This window comes from Bacillus sp. FSL R5-0512 (genome assembly GCF_038593295.1).
GTDB classification, from domain to species: Bacteria; Bacillota; Bacilli; order Bacillales; family Bacillaceae; genus Bacillus; species Bacillus safensis.
Map to the genome: position 1 here is coordinate 988,648 of NZ_CP151982.1, position 26,013 is coordinate 1,014,660.

Annotated in this window: 22 protein-coding genes and 1 pseudogene; 15 read left to right on the top strand and 8 right to left on the bottom strand. The window is 41.3% G+C overall.

What is annotated here, in order from left to right:
• Positions 1-15: 15 nt before the first annotated feature.
• The 3 genes from NSQ25_RS04970 to NSQ25_RS04980 are packed head-to-tail and all read left to right on the top strand — an operon-like array spanning position 16 to position 2,721.
• Positions 16-756 (top strand): ABC transporter ATP-binding protein, encoded by a 741-nt coding sequence (locus NSQ25_RS04970; RefSeq protein ID WP_046310435.1) that lies wholly within the window; start codon positions 16-18, stop codon positions 754-756.
• On the top strand, positions 749-1,969 hold the full coding sequence (locus NSQ25_RS04975) for an ABC transporter permease (protein ID WP_326136628.1): 1,221 nt from the start codon (positions 749-751) through the stop codon (positions 1,967-1,969). Before NSQ25_RS04970 ends, NSQ25_RS04975 begins: the two co-directional genes overlap by 8 nt.
• Positions 1,970-2,013: 44 nt before the next feature.
• Positions 2,014-2,721: an EcsC family protein gene (locus NSQ25_RS04980; protein ID WP_326136627.1), complete on the top strand. Its 708-nt coding sequence runs from the start codon at positions 2,014-2,016 to the stop codon at positions 2,719-2,721.
• A 27-nt stretch (positions 2,722-2,748) separates the two neighbouring features.
• On the opposite strand, the pseudogene NSQ25_RS04985 reads toward NSQ25_RS04980, so the two are convergent.
• Positions 2,749-3,931: pseudogene (locus NSQ25_RS04985) on the bottom strand (M20 family metallopeptidase).
• 283 nt (positions 3,932-4,214) lie between these two features.
• Here NSQ25_RS04985 and NSQ25_RS04990 point away from each other — a divergent pair.
• Complete coding sequence (locus NSQ25_RS04990; protein WP_224426392.1) at positions 4,215-4,367, top strand: hypothetical protein; 153 nt, start codon at positions 4,215-4,217, stop codon at positions 4,365-4,367.
• 64 nt (positions 4,368-4,431) lie between these two features.
• Here the strand turns inward: NSQ25_RS04990 and NSQ25_RS04995 are convergent, their stop codons facing one another.
• Positions 4,432-4,917, bottom strand: coding sequence for an antibiotic biosynthesis monooxygenase (locus NSQ25_RS04995; protein ID WP_326136625.1), 486 nt, complete (start codon positions 4,915-4,917; stop codon positions 4,432-4,434).
• A gap of 127 nt (positions 4,918-5,044) precedes the next feature.
• Here NSQ25_RS04995 and NSQ25_RS05000 point away from each other — a divergent pair, with 127 nt between their 5' ends.
• The 7 genes from NSQ25_RS05000 to NSQ25_RS05030 all read left to right on the top strand — a co-directional run bounded on the left by NSQ25_RS05000 (position 5,045) and on the right by NSQ25_RS05030 (position 15,091).
• Entirely contained in the window at positions 5,045-7,180 is a 2,136-nt protein-coding gene (locus NSQ25_RS05000) for a PBP1A family penicillin-binding protein (protein ID WP_326136624.1), read from the top strand.
• 125 nt (positions 7,181-7,305) lie between these two features.
• The gene (gene hemE / locus NSQ25_RS05005; RefSeq protein WP_326136623.1) at positions 7,306-8,364 is read left to right on the top strand and encodes a uroporphyrinogen decarboxylase; all 1,059 of its coding nucleotides are present in this window, start codon (positions 7,306-7,308) and stop codon (positions 8,362-8,364) included.
• Between the two features lie 32 nt (positions 8,365-8,396).
• Positions 8,397-9,335, top strand: a complete 939-nt coding sequence (gene hemH, locus NSQ25_RS05010; protein WP_024426557.1) for a ferrochelatase — start codon at positions 8,397-8,399, stop codon at positions 9,333-9,335.
• Between the two features lie 22 nt (positions 9,336-9,357).
• Complete coding sequence (gene hemY, locus NSQ25_RS05015) at positions 9,358-10,770, top strand: protoporphyrinogen oxidase (RefSeq protein ID WP_041117028.1); 1,413 nt, start codon at positions 9,358-9,360, stop codon at positions 10,768-10,770.
• A gap of 175 nt (positions 10,771-10,945) precedes the next feature.
• Positions 10,946-11,524, top strand: coding sequence for a TetR/AcrR family transcriptional regulator (locus tag NSQ25_RS05020; protein ID WP_169510857.1), 579 nt, complete (start codon positions 10,946-10,948; stop codon positions 11,522-11,524).
• A 64-nt stretch (positions 11,525-11,588) separates the two neighbouring features.
• A complete protein-coding gene (locus tag NSQ25_RS05025) occupies positions 11,589-13,898 on the top strand; it encodes a YhgE/Pip domain-containing protein (RefSeq protein WP_326136622.1) in 2,310 nt (769 codons plus the stop codon).
• 143 nt (positions 13,899-14,041) lie between these two features.
• Positions 14,042-15,091: a M42 family metallopeptidase gene (locus tag NSQ25_RS05030; protein WP_326136621.1), complete on the top strand. Its 1,050-nt coding sequence runs from the start codon at positions 14,042-14,044 to the stop codon at positions 15,089-15,091.
• A 34-nt stretch (positions 15,092-15,125) separates the two neighbouring features.
• Here NSQ25_RS05030 and NSQ25_RS05035 read toward each other — a convergent pair whose 3' ends face one another.
• Positions 15,126-16,415: a cation:dicarboxylase symporter family transporter gene (locus NSQ25_RS05035; protein ID WP_326136620.1), complete on the bottom strand. Its 1,290-nt coding sequence runs from the start codon at positions 16,413-16,415 to the stop codon at positions 15,126-15,128.
• Between the two features lie 339 nt (positions 16,416-16,754).
• Positions 16,755-16,892, bottom strand: a complete 138-nt coding sequence (gene yhfH, locus NSQ25_RS05040; protein WP_008359029.1) for a protein YhfH — start codon at positions 16,890-16,892, stop codon at positions 16,755-16,757.
• Positions 16,893-17,048: 156 nt separating this feature from the next.
• Here yhfH and NSQ25_RS05045 point away from each other — a divergent pair, with 156 nt between their 5' ends.
• The 3 genes from NSQ25_RS05045 (at position 17,049) to NSQ25_RS05055 (ending at position 20,510) form a co-directional block, all read left to right on the top strand.
• A complete protein-coding gene (locus NSQ25_RS05045; protein WP_326136665.1) occupies positions 17,049-17,792 on the top strand; it encodes an MBL fold metallo-hydrolase in 744 nt (247 codons plus the stop codon).
• Positions 17,793-17,794: 2 nt separating this feature from the next.
• Positions 17,795-18,784 (top strand): lipoate--protein ligase, encoded by a 990-nt coding sequence (locus NSQ25_RS05050; RefSeq protein ID WP_326136619.1) that lies wholly within the window; start codon positions 17,795-17,797, stop codon positions 18,782-18,784.
• Positions 18,785-18,956: 172 nt separating this feature from the next.
• Positions 18,957-20,510: a fatty acid--CoA ligase family protein gene (locus NSQ25_RS05055; RefSeq protein ID WP_326136617.1), complete on the top strand. Its 1,554-nt coding sequence runs from the start codon at positions 18,957-18,959 to the stop codon at positions 20,508-20,510.
• Between the two features lie 76 nt (positions 20,511-20,586).
• Here the strand turns inward: NSQ25_RS05055 and NSQ25_RS05060 are convergent, their stop codons facing one another.
• Entirely contained in the window at positions 20,587-20,994 is a 408-nt protein-coding gene (locus NSQ25_RS05060; protein ID WP_326136616.1) for a sporulation protein, read from the bottom strand.
• A 177-nt stretch (positions 20,995-21,171) separates the two neighbouring features.
• On the opposite strand from NSQ25_RS05060, the gene NSQ25_RS05065 reads away from it, so the two are divergent.
• The gene (locus NSQ25_RS05065) at positions 21,172-22,458 is read left to right on the top strand and encodes a M48 family metallopeptidase (protein WP_034282187.1); all 1,287 of its coding nucleotides are present in this window, start codon (positions 21,172-21,174) and stop codon (positions 22,456-22,458) included.
• Between the two features lie 45 nt (positions 22,459-22,503).
• Here the strand turns inward: NSQ25_RS05065 and NSQ25_RS05070 are convergent, their stop codons facing one another.
• The 3 genes from NSQ25_RS05070 to NSQ25_RS05080 all read right to left on the bottom strand — a co-directional run bounded on the left by NSQ25_RS05070 (position 22,504) and on the right by NSQ25_RS05080 (position 25,978).
• Positions 22,504-23,649, bottom strand: coding sequence for a S8 family peptidase (locus NSQ25_RS05070; protein ID WP_034282323.1), 1,146 nt, complete (start codon positions 23,647-23,649; stop codon positions 22,504-22,506).
• A gap of 387 nt (positions 23,650-24,036) precedes the next feature.
• Positions 24,037-24,621, bottom strand: coding sequence for a histidine phosphatase family protein (locus NSQ25_RS05075; RefSeq protein ID WP_326136614.1), 585 nt, complete (start codon positions 24,619-24,621; stop codon positions 24,037-24,039).
• 61 nt (positions 24,622-24,682) lie between these two features.
• Positions 24,683-25,978: a globin-coupled sensor protein gene (locus tag NSQ25_RS05080; protein ID WP_024426546.1), complete on the bottom strand. Its 1,296-nt coding sequence runs from the start codon at positions 25,976-25,978 to the stop codon at positions 24,683-24,685.
• Between the last annotated feature and the right edge of the window lie 35 nt (positions 25,979-26,013).

Genomic DNA, 26,013 nt, shown 5'->3' on the forward strand with positions numbered 1-26,013 from the left:
GAAAGGAACGAATTCATGTCCCTTCTCACTGTAAAAGATGTAACGGGTGGATATACGAAGAATCCCGTTCTAAAAAATATTTCATTTGAATTAGAAAGAAATCAAATCGTCGGTCTCATTGGCTTAAACGGGGCGGGGAAAAGTACAACCATCCGCCATATTATCGGGCTCATGAAACCGCATAAAGGTGTCATTGAATTGAATGGACGAACTCTTCAAGACGACCAAGAGGCGTATCGTTCACAATTTACATTTATTCCTGAAACACCTGTTTTATATGAAGAATTAACGTTAAAAGAACATTTAGAGCTGACAGCGATGGCTTACGGTCTATCAAAGGAACAATTAGACGAACGCCTGCCATCATTGCTGAAAGAATTTCGAATGGAGAAACGGCTGAAATGGTTCCCTGCTCATTTTTCAAAAGGAATGAAGCAGAAGGTCATGATTATGTGTGCATTCCTTGTGGAACCAGAGCTGTATATCATCGATGAACCGTTTTTAGGGCTTGATCCTCTTGCGATCAATGCACTGCTTGAACGGATGAATGCTGCGAAGAAAAATGGCGCTAGTGTCCTGATGTCAACGCATATTTTGGCGACAGCTGAACGCTATTGTGATTCCTTTATTATTTTGCACGAAGGGGAAATCAGAGCGAAAGGAACGCTGGCAGAGCTGAGAGAACAGTTCAATATGAGAGATGCGACACTCGATGATCTTTATTTGGAATTAACAAAGGAAGAAAGCTATGAGTAAAACAACACAAACCATTTGGAAATCAAGACTAGAGGAACACGTACAAGAAACAAGAAAATACTTAAAATACATGTTCAACGATCATCTGGTCATTGTGCTCATTTTTTTCCTTGCAGGCGGCGCAAGCTGGTACAGCAGCTGGCTTAAACATATTCCGGCTCACTTCCCATCCTACTGGGTGATGGCAGTTGTTTTCTCATTGGTATTCACAAGCTCATACGTACGTACGTTGATTAAAGAAGCCGATCTCGTGTTTTTGCTTCCTTTGGAAGGGAAGATGGAGCCTTACCTAAAACAAGCGTTTAACTTTAGCTTCATTTCTCAGCTGTTTCCTCTCATTGCTGTATCCATTGTCGCACTTCCGCTTTATTCGGCAGTGTCTTCAGGAGGCATCACGGGATATGTGCTGATATTGGCACAAATGATCTTGATAAAGGGCCTGAATACAGCCATTCAATGGAGAATCACATATTTTCAAGGAAAACACGTGAGATGGCTCGATGCAGCTCTTCGTTTTCTATTAAATGTGATGTTGATCTACACCGTCTTACAGGCAGCCTATGCGATTGCAATCGTTTTTTATCTTATCTATGGTGTATATCTCGTCTACTTAACAAATACAGTCAAAAAACAGCCCTTTCAATGGGAAATGCATATTTCTGATGAATTAAAACGGAAGCAGCGCTTTTATCGTTTGGCAAACTTATTTACAGATGTGCCTCACTTAAAGAAACAGGTGAAAAGAAGAGCATATATGGACTGGATTTTGAAGTTTGTTCCTTACGATCAGCGTAAAACTTTTTCTTATATGTATGTGAGGGCGTTTGTACGCTCAAATGATTATTTTGGTCTGGTGTTTAGATTAACGGCCGTGTTTGTCCTGATTATTTTGTATACAGGTGCAGCAGGCTGGGTGGGTGCGTTACTTGTCTTGTTCACAGTATTTATCACAGGTGTACAGCTTGTGCCGTTAACGAAGCACTTTGCTCATCTTTCATTACAGGCACTTTATCCAGTTTCTCAAAAAGAAAAGGATCGAAGCTTTTTTGTTCTCGTCCGTAATGTGCTCATCATCCAATCAATCTTGCTGAGCTGTGCGGTACTTCCAGCGGGAGGCTGGCAGGGAAGCGGACTTGCCTTTCTCATTTCTTTAGCATTTGTGCTTGTCCTCTTTAAGCCTTACGTACAAAGCAGGTTAAAAAAGATGAGATAAGTGGAGATTACAGCGAGCGTATGATGACACCAAGGAGGGAACGGATGAATGCAGCTGAACGAGAGTTGTATGAAGAAGCCATTCTTTTTCAAACACGTTTTTTAAGAAAACCTTCAAAGATCGAACGGTTTTCAAAAGGAGTTCAGCAGCATGTGAACCGCCGAATTCCTGCCAGGTTTCATCAAGTCATCACAAGTGCAGTCAAAACAATGGTTGAATCCACCGTATCAGGATCACACTTTACTTCATTTTCAGTGATTGATGAACAATTATCTATTGTAGAACGAAATGAACTGGCAAAGGATAAAGTGAAGTATTACCAAAAGGCGGCTGCTATCGAAGGGGTTGGAACAGGTGCAGGCGGTTTATTCCTCGGAATGGCAGACTTTCCGCTGCTGTTAAGCATAAAGATGAAATGCCTTTATGAGCTGGCGTGTATTTATGGCTTTGATTTATCTCAAAAGGAGGAAAGACTCTTTTTGCTCTGTATATTTCAGCTCGCCTTTTCCAGCAGTACCCATCGTCAAAAAATGATGAAGATCATAGATGATTGGGAAACGAGCCGCGAGGAAATGGATTGGTACAGCTTTCAGCAGGAGTATCGAGATTACATTGATCTTGTAAAGCTGTTTCAATTAATGCCGGTCGTCGGAGCCGCTGTTGGCGGGGTGGCAAATCATCAGCTGACAGGACAGCTCGGAGAGGTCGCACGCCATGTGTTTCACTTGCGAATATTGAAAGAAATGAAATAGAAAAGCCGCTGAGGACAGCGGCTTTTTTTATTCATTGTAGGAAAGAACGGCGTTCGCGAGTACCTTTGCTGCGATAGGCATTGCTTTTTCGTTGATATCAAACTTTGGATGATGATGTGGATACACGTCCTGGCTGTTTTCGGGCATGGCGCCTGTGTAGAAGAAGGTACCAGGGACATGCTGAAGGTAGTAAGCAAAGTCTTCTCCGCCCATTTGGGTTTCCGCTTCTTTTACTTCTGTGACACCTTCTGTCTGGTTTGCGATGCCAGCAATATATTCAGTCGGCTTTGGATGGTTTTTGACAGCAGGGTATCCTCTGACGTACTCATATGTGTAGGCAGCATCATGCATCTGGCATACCCCTTTTACCACCTGTTCAATTTCTCGTTCGATAATATGCCGTGCACTTTCTTCAAAGGATCGTGCAGTACCAGTTAAAACAGCTGAATCTGCAATAACGTTAAAGGCATTCTCTGCTACAAAACCTCCAACAGATACAACAGCAGAATCAATCGGATTGACTTTACGTGCAACGACTTGCTGCAGGTTTGCGACGATTTGTGAACCGATGAGTACGGCATCTTTTGTTAAATGAGGCTGAGCGCCGTGTCCGCCTTTCCCTTGGATTTGAATGGAGAAACGATCGGCCGCTGCCATAAAGTTCCCGCTTTTATAAAGAATCGTGCCACAAGGCTCTGAAGACCAAAGGTGCGTACCGAATATCACATCGACACCGTCTAAACAGCCGTCTTCAATCATTTGCACCGCCGGGAGCATATTCCTCCGCATGCTGATGAATGAGGACGATCTTCCCTTTTAATTGATCACGATGCGTATGCAAAATTTTAGCTAATACAAGAAGTGTCGCAGTATGCCCATCGTGACCGCACGCATGCATCACACCAGGCTTTGTTGATTTGTAAGGTACATCTTTTTCATCGTGGATGGGAAGTGCATCAAAATCAGCTCTGAGGGCAATGGTTGGTCCCGGAGAAGCTCCTTCAATAAAAGCGAGTACGCCATGACCGCCCACCTTGGTGCGCGTAGGTATTTGTAATGTATCATAGTAGCTGGCGATGAAAGCGGCTGTTTCTTCTTCCTGAAAAGAAAGTTCAGGATTCATATGGAGATGGCGTCTAATTTCAACCATTTCCTCATAATGTTCATCAAGACGTTCATTGATGCTTTTTTGTAAAGTGGATATTGTCATTGAATCGAAAACCTCCTTCATGCTCTTTTACTGATTGTATGGTAATTATTAGAATCTTTCAACAGAAGAGGATTTCGTGGTCAGTATCAAAAGGTCATTTTACATAAAAGTCGAAGTTGATATGAAGCAGGGAAAGGGAGGAGTAGCGTTGGGAAGCTGTCCAAATTGTTCAAAAACATTTTCTTTCGTCGAAAAATTTCATTTATCACATACGAAAATGATGATGTGTCCAAGCTGCCGGCATCAAATCAAAGAAACATTTGTCTCAAAAATGAGTTTTTTCATGATCTGCTTGATTCCACTATTGGTGCTGCTGATTCAATTGAAAGGTGCTTCACCTATGTTGAAGTGGCCGGTCTTATTAGGTTGGATATTGCTGAATTTCTATGTGCTTCAGCCGATCATTCATCGGTACGAGCTGAAATCAAGCTCATAAAATGAAGAGCCCATCGACTGGGCTTTTTTTGATGAAAAAAAGAAGTGCTGAGAGCAGCACTTCCTTAATTGTCTGTGACGGCATGATAGGATGTGAGGTAAGCTGGACGAGAGAAAATGGAGCCTGTATCCTCGTGTGGCTGAAAGAATGCTTCTGATTCTTGAAAGTCTTGAAATAAGTCCTCTGATTCCCAAAGTGTCAAAATCAAATAAACTTCTTCATCTTTTTGCGGTCTTAAAACGCGAATAGCCTGGAAGCCGCGCTGATGTTCTGAGATGTTCGTCTTTTTCTGAAAGGTGGATTCAAACAGTGCTCTGCTTTCAAGCTTAACAGGGATATGATTCAAGGTGACGAAACCAGATTGGACAAGCACGCCTTTCGCATAAATCACATCATAGGCATGAGGGGCTTTAAATACAGTCTCACCCTCCGTTTCATGAAAAAGAGCTGCTTGTTCTTTTCCGACCATATAAAGCAGATTTTCCAGATGGTGTTTCTTTGCGATTTTATGCAAAAAATCTGCTGTTCCATATGTAATATAGAAATTCATCTAAACCGCCTCCTGCTTGATAGTATAACAAAAGAATGATATATAATTCTTTGGCAGTCAATCCATAAAACATATTATGAAGCAATACATCCCATACTATCCGTATAAAGGAATGAGGTGACCTAATTTGAAGAAAAAGAAGATAATCATTCCATTAGTCATTGCAGGAAGTACAATCGTACTCTCATTTATTGGCTATCTGACGATTTTATTTTTAGGACATTATGTCATAGATGAAAAGAAGCTTGTTTTTCACGCTTCCTCCAAAATCATTGATCAGAATGGAAAAGAACTCACAAGCATGTATTCAGAAAATCGGGATCCTGTGTCATTAAAAGAGGTGCCTGATAAAGTAGCAAAAGCTTTTGTGGCTGTTGAGGACAAGCGTTTTTATGAGCATCACGGCATTGATGCACAGTCTATTTCAAGGGCTGTTTATCGAGATATATTAGCAGGAGGGAAGGTAGAGGGCGGCAGTACAATCACCCAGCAGCTCGCAAAAAATATTTTTCTCACAAATGACAAAACCTTTCTTCGAAAAACAAAAGAAGTCATTATTGCCATTAACTTAGAAAGAGATTATTCAAAGGATAAGCTGCTTGAGATGTATTTGAATCAGCTATACTTTGGCCATGGTGTTTATGGTATTCAGGCAGCAGCCAATTATTACTTTAGTAAGGATGTCAAAGATTTAACGGTCAGCGAAGGTGCCACACTCGCTGCGATGCCAAAGGCACCATCTTCTTACTCGCCTGTTTTACACCCTGATAAAAATAAACAAAGGCGGGACACCATCCTGAATTTAATGAACGAACAAGGATATTTGTCTTCAACAGAAACAGTAGAAGCAAAAGGGAGAACACTAGGCATTCATTTGAAAAAGAAATCAGAAACGCCTTGGGTGGACAGCTATGTTGATCTCATCATTAAAGAAGCAGAGTCAGAGTATGCCATTTCACATGAACAATTGCTTCAAGGCGGCTATACCATTACAGTTCCGATTGATATGAATCTGCAAAAAACCGCATATGATGCGATGAAGAACAACCGTTATTTCCCGGGAAAAAGCGGTTCTCCGGAAAGCAGCGCCGTATTTATTGATAACGAGTCTGGTGGAGTGAAAGCAGCCATTGGAGGACGAGAATATCAGGCGAGAGGCTATAACAGGGTGACGGCTGTTAGGCAGCCGGGATCTGTTTTTAAGGCGATCGCAGTCTACGGCCCGGCAATGCAGGAGAAAAAATTCAGACCTTATTCACTGCTTGAAGACAAAGAAAAAAGCTATGACGGCTATTCACCAAAAAATTACGATGGGCAGTATGAAGGAAGGGTCACAATGGTGGATGCCCTCATGAAAAGTAAAAATACCGCTGCTGTGTGGACGTTAAGCAAGCTGGGCATTGACACGTCGAAATCATATCTTGAGAAAATGGGGATAGATATCTCGGATAAAGGACTAGCCATGGCGCTTGGCGGTTTAGAAAAAGGAGTTTCTCCATTACAGATCGCTGGAGCCTTCCATACATTTGCAAATGAAGGCGTATATAAAAAGCCTTTCTTCATTCAGAAAATCACCAATGATGAAGGAGAAACTGTAGAAAAGAATCGTGGTAAGCAAGAACGAGTGTTTAGCGTGCAGAATGCTTGGAATATGACAAGAATGCTTCAGCAAGTCGTCAAAGGCGGGACAGCCCAGAGCGGTTCATACGCTGGAGATTTAGCAGGTAAGACAGGTACGACCACATATTCAGGTGTGAAAGGTGCAACAAAGGATGCTTGGTTTGCCGGCTATACGCCTAGTACAACGGGTGCGATTTGGATGGGGTATGACAAAACCGATAACAGTCACTATTTAACCGGCGGCAGTCAATTCCCGGTGCAGCTGTTTAAAGATATTTTAACAGCAGCTCAAATCACCAATGAAACGTTTGAAAAACCAGAGGGGATAAAAGAGCTCGAGTCGCCTATCCATTTAGAGGGACTATCAGGATTTGAAGCCCGCTATGCGTTTAAAATCAAAGGATTGTTTACATTAGAGCTGTCTTGGGACAATCAAGAGGATAAACGCGTTGAATACCGCATTTATGAAAAGAGAAATGGAAGCGAGACGCTGATCGACACAGTGACAGGCGTGGGCAGCTATACAATGCCGTATGCCAATGTATTTTCAAATGCAGAGTATAAGGTTGTTCCATATAATACCCAAACGCAAGAAGAAGGCGAAGGCAGTCCATATGTCAAGCCAGAGGCTTTTGGACGTTAATATTCGGCGATTTTTTGAACATTGAGCCGCTTTAGTATACCGTGCCTTGAAAAAACGGTATAGTAAAAGCAGGTTTGAGCCTTGTACAAAAAGAGAGTATAAGGCGAAAGGTGGAATGAAAGGTAATGGGAAAAACGAAGGTTTTTAATGACACGTTCTTAAAGGCGTGTAAAGGGGAAAAAACAGACCATGTACCAGTTTGGTATATGAGACAGGCAGGACGCTCACAGCCTGAATATCGTGCCCTTAAAGAAAAATACGGGCTATTTGAAATTACGCATCAGCCAGAGCTATGTGCTTATGTAACAAGACTTCCTGTAGAACAATATGGTGTAGATGCCGCTATTTTATATAAAGATATTATGACCCCGCTTCCGGCTATTGGAGTGCACGTAGAAATTAAAAATGGAATTGGACCTGTGATTGATGCACCGATTCGATCTAAAGCAGATATCGAACGTCTTGGGGAACTTCATCCTGAAGAAGACCTGCCATATGTGCTTGATACCATTCAGCTTTTAACGAAGGAGCAGCTGAATGTTCCGCTTATCGGTTTTGCTGGCGCACCATTTACGATGGCAAGCTATATGATTGAAGGCGGCCCATCTAAAAATTATCATAAAACAAAGGCACTGATGTACAGTGATCCTGAGGCGTGGATGCTGCTTATGAACAAGTTAGCTGATATGACGATTACGTACATACGCGCGCAGGTAAAAGCCGGGGTCAGTGCATTTCAAATTTTCGATTCATGGGTTGGTGCTTTAAATGCAGCAGATTACCGGACATTCATTAAGCCTGTCATGCAGCGAATTTTCACAGAGCTGAAGTCTGAAAACGTCCCAATGATCATGTATGGAGTTGGTGCAAGCCATTTAGCGAAAGACTGGCATGACCTGCCGCTTGATGTGGTTGGACTGGATTGGCGTATGAGTGTAGACGAAGCAAGAAAAGAAGGGCTCACAAAAACGTTACAGGGGAACCTTGATCCAACCATTTTACTTGCTCCTTGGGAAGTCATTGAAGAGAGAGCAAAAGATATTTTAGATCAAGGAATGAAATCAGATCACTTTATCTTTAACTTAGGTCATGGGGTATTTCCAGATGTTTCACCAGATACGTTAAAGAAGCTGACAGATTTTATTCACGATTATTCAGCGAAACATAAAAAATCATCCATCTAAACTATTTCAAATGATCTGAAGGAGTGTTGGTTGTGGAGAAAAAGAAAATGGGACTTCTTGTCATGGCATATGGCACCCCATATAAAGAAGAAGATATTGAGCGTTATTATACACATATCCGCAGAGGCAGAAAGCCGGAGCCAGAGATGCTGCAAGATTTGAAGGATCGCTACAAGGCAATCGGCGGTATTTCTCCTTTATCAAAAATTACCGAACAGCAGGCAAATGGTTTGTGTGATCATTTGAACGACATCCAAGACGACATTGAATTTCATGTCTACATTGGCTTAAAGCATATTGAGCCGTTCATTGAGGATGCAGTTGCAGAGATGCACAAGGACGGCATCACAGAAGCAGTGAGTATTGTTCTTGCGCCGCATTTTTCAACCTTTAGCGTGAAATCGTATAACAAGCGTGCACAAGATGAGGCAGACAAGCTTGGCAATCTGAAGATTACGTCTGTGGAAAGCTGGTACGATGAGCCGAAGTTTGTGGACTATTGGGTGAAACAAGTGAAGGATACGTATGCATCGATGAGTGAAGAGGAAAGAGAATCAGCCGTACTCATTGTGTCTGCACACAGCCTTCCTGAAAAGATTATTGCAGCAGGAGATCCATATCCTGATCAGCTCGCACAATCTGCCAAAATGATTGCAGAAGGTGCAGGAATTGAACATTATGAAATTGGCTGGCAAAGTGAAGGCAACACGCCTGATCCATGGCTTGGACCAGACGTTCAAGACTTAACACGTGACCTATTCGAACAAAAAGGCTATAAAACGTTCGTATATGTGCCTGTTGGATTTGTCGCTGACCATCTTGAAGTGTTATACGACAACGATTATGAATGTAAAGTCGTGACAGATGAAATCGGTGCAGCCTACTATCGTCCAGAAATGCCAAATGCGAAACCAGCATTTATTGATGCTCTCGCAACTGTCGTATTAAAGAAGCTTGACGAAAGCAAGTAATTATATAAAAGAAGGCGATCCTATGCATGACAATCAAAAACACCTTGTCATCATTGGCGGTGGCATCACTGGTTTAGCCGCCGCCTTCTATTTGGAAAAGGAAGTCGAAGAAAAAGGTCTTCCCATTCAAATATCTCTTATTGAAGCGAGCCCTAGGCTAGGTGGAAAAATACAAACATTATATAAAGACGGCTACATCATTGAACGTGGACCTGATTCATTTTTAGAAAGAAAGGTCAGTGGACCGCAGCTGGCGAAGGATGTGGGTCTCGCAGATCAGCTCGTCAATAATGAAACAGGGCAGGCATATGTACTAGTCAATGAAACTCTTCACCCGATGCCAAAAGGCGCTGTCATGGGTATTCCAACTCAAATCAGCCCATTCATCACAACCGGTCTTTTTTCAGTTGCAGGAAAAGCGAGAGCCGCAATGGATTTCGTCTTGCCAAAAAGCAAGCAAACAGAAGATCAGTCGCTCGGTGAATTTTTTAGAAGACGTGTCGGTGATGAAGTAGTTGAGAATTTAATCGAACCTCTTCTATCAGGCATTTATGCAGGTGACATTGACCGTCTCAGCTTAATGTCTACCTTCCCGCAGTTTTATCAAACAGAACAAAAGCATCGCAGTTTGATTCTTGGGATGAAAAAATCACAGCAGCATGCGAAAGCGCAGCAAGTGACAGCGAAAAGACAAGGGCAGTTCCAAACGATCAATCAAGGACTGCAAGCGCTTGTTGAAGCAGTAGAAAGCAAGCTCAAGCTGACAACGATTTATAAAGGGACAAAAGTGCAGCAGATTGAAAAAACAGATGGGGGCTACGGTGTGCAGTTAGACAGCGGTCAAACGCTTTTTGCTGATTCAGCCATTGTGACAACTCCGCATCAATCGATCTATTCCATGTTTCCAAAAGAAGCAGGGCTTGAGTACTTGCATGATATGACATCAACTTCTGTTGCAACGGTGGCACTCGGTTTTAAAGAAGAGGATGTTCATAATGAATATGACGGTACTGGTTTTGTCATCTCAAGAAACAGTGATTTCTCTATTACAGCCTGTACGTGGACGAACAAAAAATGGCCGCATACAGCTCCTAAAGGAAAAACGCTATTGCGTGCCTATGTAGGGAAAGCTGGCGACGAATCAATTGTCGAGCAGTCAGACCATCAAATCGTCAGCATCGTGCTGGAGGATTTGAAAAAAATCATGGATATTAAAGCAGATCCAGAACTGACGACAGTGACTCGCTGGAAGACGAGCATGCCGCAATATCACGTCGGTCATCAAAAAGCTATTTCGAACATGCGAGAAACGTTTAAGCAATCATATCCTGGTGTTTATATCACAGGTGCTGCTTTTGAAGGTGTCGGAATCCCTGATTGTATTGATCAAGGAAAAGCTGCTATTTCAGAAGCTTTATCTTACCTATTTTCATAAAAAAACAACTCCCTTTTCTGTCATGGAAAGGGAGTTTTTCATGTTCGAATCAATCGAAAAGAGTTGGGAATCATAAATGTGAACAAAGTTGTTGCATCCGGGGAAAAGGGTGTGGTATATTACTTTCTGTACTTAATGACCAAAACGTTCAAATAGTCATTTTGGGAGTGAGATCATGAGTGTTGATAGGAGACAAATGATTTTAGACGGGGCTACGAAGGCATTTACTCAATTCGGGTATAAAGCCACCACAATGGACCTCGTGGCGAAGCTTGCCAACGTCGGAAAAGGAACCATTTATACCTTTTTCAAAAACAAAGAAGAGCTGTTCGACGAAATTTTCACATCCCTTTTAATGGAGATGAGGAAAATTGCGGATGAAGCAATGGATGAGGAAAAAAGTTTCTCTGAAAACCTTCACTTAGCACTCTTTGCAATATTGGAATTTCGAAAAAACCACCAGCTCACAATCAAAATCTTTCAGGAAAGTGCGGAGCTTGGCACGTCAGCGGTCAAGGAAATGATTGAGAAGATGGAGCAAATGATCATTCGCTATATCAAAACGAAAGTAAAAGAAGCGATTGATAAAGGCGACATTAAGCCATGTGATCCTGAATTGACTGCATTTGTGATGGTGAAACTATATATTGCACTTATTTTTGATTGGGAAAAGCGATACGAGCCTTTAACAAAAGAAGAGGTGGCCGAGTCGCTGGAACTTTATGTTCTCAAAGGACTTTTAGTAGCACCATAATTTTTTTTAAGTTCAAATGACCAAATTCTAAATTTAGTCATTCATCTATGGGAGGAAAACAGCAATGAATTTAATTCGGAATCAATGGAAAGACATTGTGACGAGCAAAAAACTACTGATCCCGATTTTAGCTGTCTTATTTATTCCGCTGATTTACAGCGGTGTATTTTTAAAAGCGTACTGGGATCCATATGGTACAGTCGATCAGTTGCCTGTAGCGGTTGTCAACTTGGATGAAGGCAGTCATTATGACGGGAAGACACTGCATGTCGGCGATGATTTAGTGAAGGAATTAAAGAAAAACGATAATTTCAAATGGAACTTTGTCGATAGTGAAGAAAAGGCAGTGAAGGGATTAAATAATGAGGATTATTATCTCGTCGTGGAAATACCAAAGGATTTCTCGAAAAATGCAAGTACAGTCCTTGATAAACATCCAAAAAAATCGAATCTGAAATATTATACGAATCCAGGCGCCAACTATGCGGCGTCACAAATTGCGAATAATGCCATTATCAAATTAAAAGATTCGGTTTCAAAGGAAGTCACAAAAAATTACGCAGAGGTCATTTTTGATAACTTCAAAACGATTGCAAAAGGCTTAGATCAAGCAAGCGATGGTGCGAAGAAAATTGATGACGGAACAAAAAGTGCAAAAGATGGCAGTAACAAGTTAAAGGACAATTTAGCAAAATTGGCTGAAGGAACATTAACCTATAGCGAAGGTGTTCATCAGTTTGCTGGTAAAATGGGTGAACTGAACACAGGGATACAATCTCTTGACAGCGGACTTGGCCAGCTCTTAACAGGCTATCAAACCATCGATCAGAAATTTGGAGAGCTTGGTACAGGAATTGATACATTGACTGAAGGGTTAAACACAAGCCGTGAAGGTCATCAGCAGCTCGCTTCTAAAATGCCGCAATTCACAGCGGGTATTGAGCAGCTAAACAACAAAGCACAATCTTTTTCAGAAAAAATTGAAGCAGTAGAAAAAGTCTTGTCGTCACCAGAATTAGCGAATCTTGAAAAGATGGCGCCTAAACTCGATCAGGTGAAAAAAGACGCAAAAACGTTTAGTACAAAACTTGCTTCATTAAAAGAAGCGCTATCGAATCGAGATGCTAAAGTAAAAAGCATCATCCAAAACAGCTCAATGACAGATGAAGAGAAAAAGGCGGCAATGGATCAGCTTGACAGTCTGCCTAAAATCGAACTGCCAGATCTGTCTGGACTTGAACAAAGCTTAGCGGCCTTGCAGGAACTGCCTGATGCAAGTGAGGTTCAATCTGCGGTTGCTTCTGCAAAAGCTCAGCTGCAGCAAGTCAAACAGCTGCCAAAGAAAACGGAACAGCTGTACACATCTACAGTCGCGATACAAAGTGCGATTGATCAAATGACATCTGGAACGAATAAATTGTATCAAGGTGCACTTAAGCTTCAAACAGGTCAAGGCCAATTACAAGATGGTCTGCAAACAGCAAATGGAAAGCTGAATACAGCGAAAAGCGGTGCAGATAAGCTTGCGAATGGTTCAAGCCAGCTGAGTGCAGCGTTAAATAAGCTGGAAAGTGGTTCAACGAATATCCAAAGCAACACATCTAAGCTTGCTGAAGGCTCAAAATCACTCGATAAAGGATTGGGAGATTTAAAGAGCGGTACAGGTAAGCTGTCCGATAAATTAAAAAGTGCCGCTGATGAAACAGGAGAAATTGATGCGGGTCAAGACAATTACAATATGATTGCGAGTCCCGTGAAAACAGAAAATGATACAGCGAAAAAGATCGATAATTATGGTACAGGGCTCACACCTTATATTTTATCGATGGGACTCTTTGTAGGGGCTCTCATGCTCACCGTTGTATTCCCAATGAAAGACCCTGCTGGACGCCCTAGAAACGCGTTTGAATGGTTTTTCAGCAAATATAGCGTACTCCTCTTTGTCGGTATCCTGCAAGCAGTCATTGCAAGCTCCATGCTCATCTTTGGGCTTGGTCTTGAGGTGGAAAGCCTCTGGCGCTTCTATCTCTTTGCGATTATCGTCAGTCTGACATTCTTAGCGATCATTCAGCTGCTGGCGACAACTATGGGGAACCCAGGACGCTTCATTGCCGTTATTATCTTGGTTCTTCAGCTCGCAGCAAGTGCTGGTACATTCCCGCTTGAACTTGTGCCGAAATTCTTCCAAGTCATTCATAGTCTGCTTCCAATGACGTATACAATCAACGGATTTAGAACGATCATTGCAAGCGGTGATGACAGCTATTTATGGCACCAAGCAGCGATCCTTGGAACAGTTGCGATCATCATGATGGCGGCAACAACAGCATACTTTGCTTGGAACGTAAGAAAAATGAAACAGGACGAAGCTTAATTCATGAATCCTTTCTCTTTATAGAGGAAGGATTTTTCATTTGAAATTAGACATCTCGAACCTGAAGCGATATATTTTAAGAAGAGATGCTGAAAAAGGCATACATGGAAGGAATTGCTTTCAGACAAAGGAGGAAATGCCGAATGACAACTGAAGTAAACGAAACCGTTCAGCTGATTCAAAAGCTCGTATCAATCCCAAGTCCATCAGGAAATACGGAAAAAGTGATCGGCTTTGTTGAACGTTTTTTACAAGATTTAAATATTGAGACAAAACGAAATCGAAAAGGCGGATTAATTGCCACAATCAAAGGAACAGATGACAAAGAACACCGCATGCTGACAGCGCATGTCGATACGCTCGGTGCGATGGTTAAGGAAATTAAATCAAATGGACGGCTTCGTCTTGCACTCATTGGAGGCTTTCAATATAACTCAATTGAAGGCGAATATTGTGAAATTGAAACAGCATCAGGCTATACATACACAGGGACCATTCTTATGCATCAAACATCCGTTCACGTTTATGCGGATGCTGGAAAAGCGAAACGAAACCAAGAAAATATGGAGATTCGTCTCGATGAAAAGGTGAAAAATGCAGACGATGTCAAAGCACTTGGCATTCAAGTAGGGGACTTTATTTCATTTGATCCGAGAGTGGAAGTGACATCTTCAGGGTTTATTAAATCAAGACATCTTGATGATAAGGCAAGTGTTGCGCTGCTTTTGCGGCTCATCCACCGGATTCAAAAGGAAAACATCACATTGCCGCATACAACGCATTTTTTAATTTCCAATAATGAAGAGATTGGCTACGGCGGAAACTCGAATATTCCAGAAGAAACAGTGGAATATCTCGCTGTAGATATGGGTGCCATCGGTGACGGTCAATCGACAGATGAATACAGTGTATCGATTTGTGTAAAGGATTCGAGCGGCCCTTATCACTATGGATTACGCAAGCATTTAGCTGCATTAGCAGAAGAGAACAACATTGATTACCGCCTTGATATCTACCCTTATTATGGCTCTGATGCATCAGCAGCCATTAGAGCAGGGCATGATATCATTCATGGACTGATTGGTCCTGGTATAGATTCCTCGCATGCTTTTGAAAGAACACATGAAGATTCACTTGTCCATACAGCGGATATCCTTTACTACTATGTTCAATCACCATTAATCACAGCATAAAAAAAGAACCCCTGATAGATGGGGTTCTTTTTGGTTAGCTTGAAAGCTGTGTTGGCTCAGGTGCCTCTTGTCCAGTCATCACACGATGTCCTTTTTCAGGGTCATACTGCCCTTCCCATTTAGACATGACAACAGCTGCAAGTGCATTTCCTGTTAAGTTGACAACAGTCCGTGCCATATCCATAATACGGTCCACACCTGCAATAAATGCAAGACCTTCAGCAGGTACACCGATCGTTCCTAATGTCGCGAGTAATACAACAAATGAAGTACCAGGAACGGCAGCCATTCCTTTAGATGTTACCATCAGCACAAGAACTAGTGTAAGCTGCTGGACGATCGTGAGGTCAATGCCATATACCTGTGCAAGGAAAAGCGCAGCAATGGCTTGATACAAGACGGAGCCGTCCAGATTAAACGTATAACCGATTGGGATAACGAACGAAACAATTCCTTTTGGACATCCGATGCGCTCCATTTTATCCATGACTCTTGGTAAAACTGTTTCAGAGCTGGATGTACTAAAGGCAAGAAGCATTTCGTCTTTCATGTAAGCAAGAAATCTGAAAATATTGACGCCAATCATCTTTCCGATAATTCCGAATACAACGATAAGGAAGAGAGCGAGCGCAAAATAAACAAGACCTACAAGCTTACCTAATGAAATGAGAGATTCAAGACCAAATTTTGATACGGTCACACCAATGAGTGCAAATACACCAAATGGTGCAGCTTTCATCACAACATTGACGACATGGAACATGGCATGTGATACACCCTCGAAGAAGGCGAGCACTGGTTTACCGCGTTCGCCAATCGCTGAAACGCCAAGTGCAAATAGCACAGTGAAGAAAATAATCGCAAGCAAATCACCTTCCGCCAATGATTGGAAGAAGTTCGTTGGAACGATATGAAGGAACGTATCAGCAACTGATTTGCCGCTTTGCTCTTTTTCCGTTTCAACATACTGGCTAATATCTTGCTTTTCCGTATTTCCAAAGTCAACGCCTGCACCAGGCTGTACAAAGTTTGCAAGCACAAGACCAAGGACAATCGCAAATGTTGTGATAATTTCAAAATAAAGAATGGTTCTAAAACCTAGTTTCCCTACTTTTTTACCATCACCCGCACCTGCAACACCTAAAATTAAGCTGGATACGACAATTGGTATGACAATCATCTTGATGAGCCTTAAGAAGAAGTCTCCAATTGGTTTTAAGTATGTCTCGACACCTGGGTTACCGAAAAAGATTGCCCCAACAACAACACCGAGAATAAGACCGATTAGGATTTGAGTAGCCAATCCAAATTTTAATTTTTTCATAGATTTCCTCCCTAACATATTCATTAAAGGAATATTCCCACCATATTAAGTTTTAATATATGAATTAAAGTATAACTAAATTTAAAGAGGTTCGTCCACGATTAAATTATATTAAGAAAATACAAAATTATTAGAAAAAATAGACATTTAGAACCCCCTCCATTGTTTCGAGTCAATAAAAAGTGCCTTCAGAACTAAAAGTCATCATATGAAAATACTAAAAAACCCTTTTGTGACGAGGGTTTTACCTTTTTACCTATTTTTCAGAAAAAATAAAAAGCACCTTTGACTCCAACTGATGACGGAGGAAAAAAGTGCTTTTTTATTCAATTTATTTCCTTATTTAAGATAACTTACTTGTGAGCATTCCTCACATTCATTACCGTAACACTCGTGCTGTTCCATTAAATCATTTCCACATTTTGTGCATTTCTTTGAGGGCAAATTTCTAAAAAACTCTGTGATTTTTCCTAGCATTTGTCATCCTCCAATACGATTTGTTGCTATTATTGTATTATAACAGATTAATAATTGTCAATCTGTTTTGTAACAATAGGCAGGAAGAATGCTTTTTCCTTGAAAAATGGGTATATTGTAAGAAGGGGATTTTTAGAAAAGGAGGGAAAAATGATGATGAACTTAACCGTGATTGGATGCTATGGAGGGTTTCCGGCAGCTGGTGAAGCGACATCAGGCTACCTTTTTGAATCAAATGGCTTTCGTCTTCTTGTAGACTGCGGAAGCGGTGTTCTTTCAAAGCTGCAGCAATACATTGATATAGAAGAACTAGATGCTGTTCTCCTTTCTCATTATCACCACGATCATATTGCTGATATCGGACCACTCCAATATGCGAAGCTAGTGGGATATCATTTAGGAAAAAGCAGCGGCCCGCTTCCGATCTATGGACATACTGGTGATCAAGAAGCATTTGGGCGGCTTTCTGATGATGTACATACAAAGGCAAAGCCTTATCAGCCGGAAGAAGGGATTCAACTCGGACCCTTTCAAATTGATTTTTTGAAAACGGTTCATCCGGCAGAATGCTATGCGATGAGAATTCAGGCAGAGGATGCTGTGGTGGTGTATACAGCAGACTCAAGCTATCAGGAGGCATTTATTCCATTTAGCAAGGGGGCAGATCTGCTCATTGCCGAAAGCAATTTTTACGCTGGACAAGATGGATCAGGTGCCGGACATATGAACAGTACGGAAGTAGGGAAGATTGCAAAAGAAGCAAATGTTGGGGAACTCATCATCACCCATCTGCCCCATTTTGGCCGTCATAAAGACCTAGTCAATGAAGCACAGGCGTTATATACTGGCAGTATACAGCTTGCCCATTCAGGGCTTAGATGGAACAAGGAAGGAAGATAGAGATGCTGTTTATCGATAACGAACAACATTATGATCCAATGATTAATTTGGCAATTGAAGAATATTGCTTAAAATATTTAGATCCAGAAGAAACATATTTGCTGTTTTACATCAATCAGCCGTCGATCATTATTGGAAAGAACCAAAATACAATAGAAGAAATCAACACAAAGTATGTGGAAGACAATGGAATCAAAGTCGTGCGCCGCTTATCCGGCGGTGGTGCAGTTTACCATGACAAAGGAAACTTAAACTTCAGCTTTATCACAAAAGATGATGGAGACAGCTTTCATAACTTTAAAAAGTTCACAGAGCCAGTTATCAAAGCGCTTGAAAAGCTAGGCGTTAAAGCTGAATTGAGCGGCAGAAATGACATCATGGCAGATGGACGTAAAATTTCTGGAAATGCCCAGTTCGCAACAAGAGGACGTATTTTCAGCCACGGCACACTGCTATTTGATTCAGAAATTGAACATGTCGTTTCGGCTTTAAATGTGAAAAAAGAAAAGATTGAATCAAAAGGCATCAAATCAATTAGAAGCAGGGTTGCCAATATTAGTGAACTGATGGATCAAAAAATGACAACAGAAGAGTTTAGAAAAATTCTTTTAAGCTACATTTTTGATACAAATGGGGACGTGCCTCAATATCGTCTGACTGAAAAGGATTGGGAAAAGATTCACGAGATTTCCCGAGATCGCTATCAAAAATGGGAATGGAACTATGGCCGTTCACCGAGATTTAATTTGCAGCATTCTAAGAGATTCCCTGCAGGCTCCATTGATTTGCGATTAGAAGTGAAAAAAGGGATGATCCAGGATTGCAAAATCTTTGGTGATTTCTTTGGCGTAGGAGATATTGCCGATATTGAGAAGCGGCTCATTGGCCAGCAATATGATCGTAAAACGATCAGTGACGTCTTAGAAGATATGGACATGCGTCACTATTTCGGCAACGTATCAAAAGAGGATTTTCTTGATTTGATTTATTAATCGCGGGAAAGCACTGCTAGGCATAGCAGTGCTTTTTTGATTGAAGGAAATGAAAGCGATTTACATTTGATCTTGTGGATTTTTTCGATTGTCGATTATAATAGAAAGGAGGAATGTTCGGCCATAAAATGAATGGTCATTCATTCATTGATGACATGTAAGGGGTGGGAGAATGGATTTGATTAAAAATCTTCAGCAGACAGCGATGACGAAGGGAGAAAATATCGCATTGATCTTTGAAGGAAAGAAGTGGACCTATCGAGAGCTGATGACAAGTATCGAGCGTTTTGCAGATGGATTAGTGAGCGAAGGGTTTCAAGCCGGGGATCATATCGCGCTTATTTTAGGAAATTCACCGCATTTTGTCATTTCTTTTTTTGGCGCATTAAAGGCAGGGCTTGTCGTTGTGCCTATTAACCCAACATACACACCTAGTGAAATTGGATATATGCTCATCACAGGTGATGTTAAAGGGATTGTTGCGCCTGAACAGCTTCTGCCAGTGTACGAGCAGGTGTATGAGCAGCTTCCTTCCATTGAAAGAGTCATTATTTGTGCAGAAAATGAAGCGGCGTGCAGATCAAGCTTCAAGGAAGTATCTGATCGGCTTGTTTTCTTTGGAAAGCTTGTGACAGGTGCTGCGAATGAAAACGTACACCCTTCCATTCAGCCAGATGATACCGCTGTTATTTTATTTACATCTGGCACGACAGGAAAACCAAAAGGTGCCATGCTGACTCATTTCAACCTTTATTCAAATGCCAGAGATGTCGCTGAGTATTTATCGATTGATAAAAAGGACAAGGTCATTGCCGCTTTGCCAATGTTCCATGTATTTTGTTTAACAGTCTGTATGAATGCGCCGTTGAATCATGGCGCGACGATTTATGTCTTGCCGCATTTCAGCCCGTCAGAGCTTTTGCGCATGATGGAAAAAGAGAAGCCAACGCTATTTGTTGGTGTGCCCACCATGTATAACTATTTGTACCGACAGGAGGGGCATAATGAAGCGATGTCATCTGTGAGGATCTGTATATCAGGCGGTGCCTCAATGCCTGTTGCCTTACTGCATGGCTTTGAGAAAAAGTTCGGAGTTACGGTCCTTGAGGGCTATGGGTTATCAGAGGCATCTCCAGTGACTGCATTCAATCCTCTTGACGGAAAAAGAAAACCGGGTTCTGTCGGAACTGACATTATGAATGTGAAGAATAAAATTGTGAATGAACTTGGAGAAGAAGTCGGTCCTAATGAAGTCGGAGAGCTGATAGCAAAAGGGCCAAACATCATGAAAGGCTATTATCAAATGCCAGAAGATACGGAAGCTGCACTAAGAGACGGCTGGCTGTATACTGGCGATTTGGCGAGAAGAGATGAAGACGGATATATTTACATTGTCGATCGGAAAAAGGATATGATTCTTGTTGGCGGTTATAATGTATATCCAAGAGAAGTAGAAGAAGTACTATATCAACATGAAGGTGTAGCAGAAGCCGTTGTCATCGGTGTGCCAGACCCAAACACAGGAGAGGCAGTCGTCTGTTACATTTCCCCTAAGAAACATGCTCACATCAATCAAGAAGACATCATCACACATTGTTCACGCTATTTAGTAAAATATAAGCAGCCCCAAACGATCCATTTCATAGATGATATTCCTAAAAACACAACTGGTAAAATTTTAAGAAGAGCGCTAAGAGAAAAGTATCAAGCAGAAGAAAGTAAATAAAAAAAGGGAGTCTCTGATGAGGAGGCTCCCTTACAAATCCCCGCAATTCAAGGTTTTCTCTCAAAGACATTTTATTTTAGCTCTTTTGAATGGCTTCTTTTAACTGTCTCTGAAAAGAATTCGACTGTTTTTGATTCAGTTCATAAAACGTTCCATCAACTAAAAAAACGACCTGTGATCGGTTGGTCCAAAGCTGGAAGGTGGTGCCGTTTGTTCGTCCGAACATCACCTTGGCGATATAATCAGGCTTTTTTAAATTTTTCTTGAGATGATTGCTTGTTTGTTTGCCTTTATTTAATTCTTCAATTAAATCTTCTGCTGTGTCCTTATCATCTATTTCATAAGAGATTGATTCATTCGCAGGTGAGAGCAGCAATTTTTCTGCTCGATTCTCATCAAAGATGTCGCTCGTCCGGCTGAACACATAAAAGAAAGTGATTAATAAAAGTCCAAAAATCACAACTCCTGCAAGGATTTTCTTCATTTTGATCCTCCAACTTACTGTTTTACATGTAGCTTCTCCGATTTTTGAGCCGCATAATCATTTTTTTCGCGAAAGCTTTTTCAGATGGGGCATGCTATGATGGAGCCACATGAGACAGGTTCTAAACGAAAAAATGCGCGACTAGAATAGAGAGAGGGATGGAAAGGAGGCTGACCTGTGCGAGTACGTAAATGGATAGCTCTTGTAACGGTAGCATACATATTGTACGGTCTTTTTATTTATTCGTATTTGTTTCTAATGGGGGATTCATCGGTACCTGAAAGTATAAAAGAGACAAGTGCAGATCCGCATACTTTTATGACAAGCCATGAGCTTGTGATCAGTGAGAATTTCTCGAACATACGGAACCTGCTGTATTTCATAACCATCCCATTAGATTGGTATGTCTTTTTTCTTTTGCTCATTTCAGGGTTTTCACGGAAAATAGCAGACTGGAGCTTGGCAGCAGCCCGTTTCAAGTTTTTAAGCAAACTTGTGTATGTGTTTGTGCTGTCACTTTTAACAATGATCATTTCATTCCCAATTAAATGGATTGGCTATCAGCTGTCTTTACACTACGGAGTATCTTCACAAAGTACGGCAAGCTGGTTGAAAGATCAAACACTGGATTTTTGGATTCAATATCCGCTCCTTGCCCTTTGTGCTATTGTGTTCTTTTGGCTGATTCAAAAGAGAAGAAAGCGCTGGTGGCTGTATGCGTGGTGTTTGACAGTCCCAGTTACGCTGTTTCTCTTCTTTATACAGCCGGTCGTCATTGATCCGTTATATAACAATTTTTATCCACTAAAGGATCAAGCCCTAGAGAAGAAGATATTAACGCTGGCAGACAAAGCGCATATTCCGGCAGATCATGTATATGAGGTCAATATGTCTGAGAAAACGAACACGATGAACGCATATGTCACCGGAATAGGTGAAAATAAGCGTATTGTTTTATGGGATACAACACTGCAAAAGCTGAAAGACCGCGAAATTTTATTTATCATGGCGCATGAGATGGGACATTACGTGATGAAGCATGTGTATATCGGGTTAGCAGGATATTTAGTGCTGTCACTGGCCGGATTTTTTGTAATCGACCGTCTTTATTTTTATCTTTATCAAAAAGGAGCAGCCTCATTTCGACTCAAGGTGTCTAACGACATCGCCGCTCTTCCGCTTCTTTTAATCATCGTATCCATGCTGTCATTTGCAGCTTCACCTTTTACAAATGCAGTGTCAAGGCATCAAGAACGGGCAGCCGACGAATATGCGGTGAACATGACAAAAGACGGGAATGCAGGCGTAACGTCTTTTCAAAAGCTTGCAAAATCAGGGCTCTCCCAGGTGAATCCACCATTTCTAGTGAAGATTTTCCGCTATGGACACCCGACCATGATGGAAAGAATTATGGATATGGAAAAAGCAGCGGAAAAAGAGAAAACGCCGAAAAAGCAGGAATAAATAAAATCCGGCTGGATCAGCCGGATTTTTATTATCACATTTGGATTAGTTAGAAGCCGCTTGAACGTTGATTAACCCTTTTCCGTAATAGAATGAGTCACCAAGCGGTGTTGCAGTGTTTTCTAAGCGCTGGCGAACCTGAGAAGTTGATAGATTCGGATACTTAGAAAGGATAAGCGCTGCTGCTCCTGCTACATGAGGAGACGCCATAGATGTTCCAGTATAAGAAGTGTATCCACTGCTTGGCACTGTACTTAAAATAGAAGTACCAGGTGCAGAAACATCTAATTCAGGACCTGCGCTAGAAGATGAGTTTCTGACATTGTTACTGTTTACATTGGCAACAGCAATTGTAGAATCGTATTTTGCTGGATAGCCAACGGTGCTAGTAGAGCCAAATGAACCTGAATTTCCTGCTGCGGCAACGACAACTACTCCGCGGTTATTCGCTGTGTCAACAGCATTTTTAAGCGCTGTGGAGCCGTTTGGTCCGCCTAAGCTCATATTGATGACATCCATGTTATTCGCTACAGCCCATTCAATACCGCTAATAATCCAGCTGTATTGTCCGTCGCCATTACGGTCTAATACTTTCACAGCATATAGGGAAGCGCTTGGAGCGACCCCAAGAACACCAATTGTGTTATCAAGGGCAGCAATGGTTCCTGCTACGTGAGTTCCATGTGATTGAAAGTCTTGGGTGGCATTTGGCTCTGAAGGGACGAAGCTCGCACCGCCTGCAACATTTAAGTCAGGGTGTGCAGCGTGGATTCCAGTATCAAGGACAGCTACTTTGACATTAGCACCTTTATAACCTTGAGCGTGTACAGCTGGAGCTTTGATTTGAGGGATTCCATAAGGGACGGTTTGTGCATATGCTTCTGCTTTATGGTCTTCTTCTACGTAAGCAATGCTAGGGTCATGTTCAAGTTTCTTGGCGGCTTGTTCGGACATTTTCACTTGTGCAGCATTAATGAGGCGGTATTGTTTTTCTAGTTTTCCACCATTTTGAATGACAGCTTGTTTCTTAGAGCTGTTTGTGGTGGCAGAGGCTTTAAAACCAACAATATAGCTTTTTTCACTATCTGTTTTGGAGACCGTTTCGGCATTTGCCATGGATCCTCCAAACCCTGCTGAAAACAGAAGAGGGACAGCCAATAAAACACTTGTCATCACATTTTTCTTTTTCACGCACATTCCACATCCCTTTTTTCTTATTTCAGAATAATCATCCGTAGTCTATAAGAATGAACCGTTTGATTATTCTGTATATTCAGTTTAAGGGAAGTAGGCAAATAAGAGTAGACCCGAATTTTTGTGAAAGTCCTAGCGAAAATTGGGGAATTAAGTCACTTGGAACTGGTGGTAAAATATGTTTATTCTATCATTTCAGCGATGTTCTATTAAAAAGGGAGTGTGCTTTTTTTCTCATGATCCATTTCCGGTTAAATATTCGATACCCGAAAAGCCATAAAATAGGTAGAATCGTCTAGCATCTATTTCGAATTTCGATATAAAAAAATATTATTTTATCATTGTTTTTGCCATAAAAAAGAACCTGCTCAGATAACAGGCTCTTTAAGAAGGGGCGGATTGAGTTAAATGGCTGACCACGTTGTAATCACGGACCTTCCATTTACCATCTGACCATTCCACATAATTTAAGCAAGCATTAACAAGTCTCGTGTTCTGTAGACCCATATGTTCATCTGCCAAAGTGGTGAGTAAAGCATGGATAGCAGCTCCGTGAGCCACGATCAGGACATGTTGATCTGGATAGGCGGCTCTGATTTTCTCAATACCTTCTAGCATTCGGTTTTGAATCGTCTCAATTGGTTCCATATTTGGATACTGTTTATCTGGAAACAGCTTTTGCCGCTCCTCAAACGACATGCCTTCAGCGTCACCGTAATCTCGTTCAATGAAATCATCCATGATGACAAGTGGGGCATGGACATGTTTTAAAATCAAGTGTGCCGTTTCTTTTGCCCTTGTTAGTGGACTGGAAATGACAACATCCCAATGGACATCCTTTAAGTAAAGTCCAGTTTGTTCAGCCTGCCATTTACCTGTGTCGTTTAAAGGGATATCTGTTCGTCCTTGAATTCGTTTCGCTGCATTCCAATCTGTTTCCCCGTGTCTGACTAGGCAAATTGTTGTCAATCAAATCCCGCCTTTTCTATCTTTTCTTCTATTATACTAAAGCAGAAGAAAAAAGACTGTATTAGCGATTTGTCAGGCTTGTTAAGGATTCGACGGAGCTTGCAACTTGAGACACCGTTTGTTTGACTTCCTTCAATTCGTTAAGGAAAGTCTGAAGGTCAATTTCAATTTTTCCGTTTTGGTTTTTGCTTAAGTTCATGCTGCTGACGATATCATCGAAGAGTGAATTGATTTGTGTCATTTTTTCTTTACTGTCTGTCACAAGTAAATTCACGTCCGCAATGTGCTGAGAGACAATGGCGATTTGTGAATTGGTATTGTTGACAAGTTCAGATACAGTTGAAACCGTTTTCTTTGTGTCCTCTGATAATTTGCGCACCTCGTTTGCAACGACAGCAAAGCCTTTTCCATGTTCTCCTGCTCGTGCAGATTCGATTGAAGCATTTAAAGATAACAAGTTCGTCTGCTCTGCAATGCCTGTGACAATCCCAAAGATTTGTTCAATTTGTTTGGCGATTTCCTCAAGACGCTTAATTTCTGTTTCAATCTTCGTCATGCTGCCATCAATCTGATTCATTTGTGTTTGCTGAATTTCTAATTCTTTTTTACCGCCGATTGATTTTTCTTCGACCTGTGCTGAAATTTGTGTTCCAGCTTGTGACATGTCCGCCATCTCATCCGATTTTGAGACAAGCTTGTCGACCGCACTTGTTGTGTTTGAGAAGAGCGAAGCAAGCGAATTTGAAGTCTCTGTGATTTTTGTATGAAGCTCTTGCTGCTGCTCTTCTGCTTCATCACGAATTTTAGAATATTCATTTTGGAATGTATCTAGGACAAGCTGCTGCTCTAAATTTAAAATTTTCGTCGTCGCTTTGACCGCTGTCTGATATTCTTTGAAATCTTGGATATGGTTAGCGAATAAATCCATAATGGATAGCAGAAGGTCTTGGAATGCTGCCATGTACCATTTAGGCTGGAGTCCAATCCGTAAATGAACTTGCGCAATTTTAATGCGTTTTGCCACATAGGCTTCGTCAATCACGCCTGCAAACATTTCGCTAATATGAATGCGGAGTGTTTTTTTCAAACGATCGACAGAACTATTGTCTTGAATGATATGCATCAAGGAAGACTCGACTTCTAAATTTTTATAAAACTTATCAACAATATGTGCAATATCATCCTGAACAATTGGATTGAGCTGCTTTAATATCAATAGGTCATGCTGCGTCAGGTCAATCATTTTGATTTGTTTCGCGATGTCCGTATTGTTCGAGAAGTTGATTCGTTTTATCCCATCATCCTGCTGTGTGAAAAAAGCAGTGTTTTTTCTTTTCGGTTCTTTTTTAAATAACAATGTGTTTGTCCCCCCATAATCATCAAAAATATCAG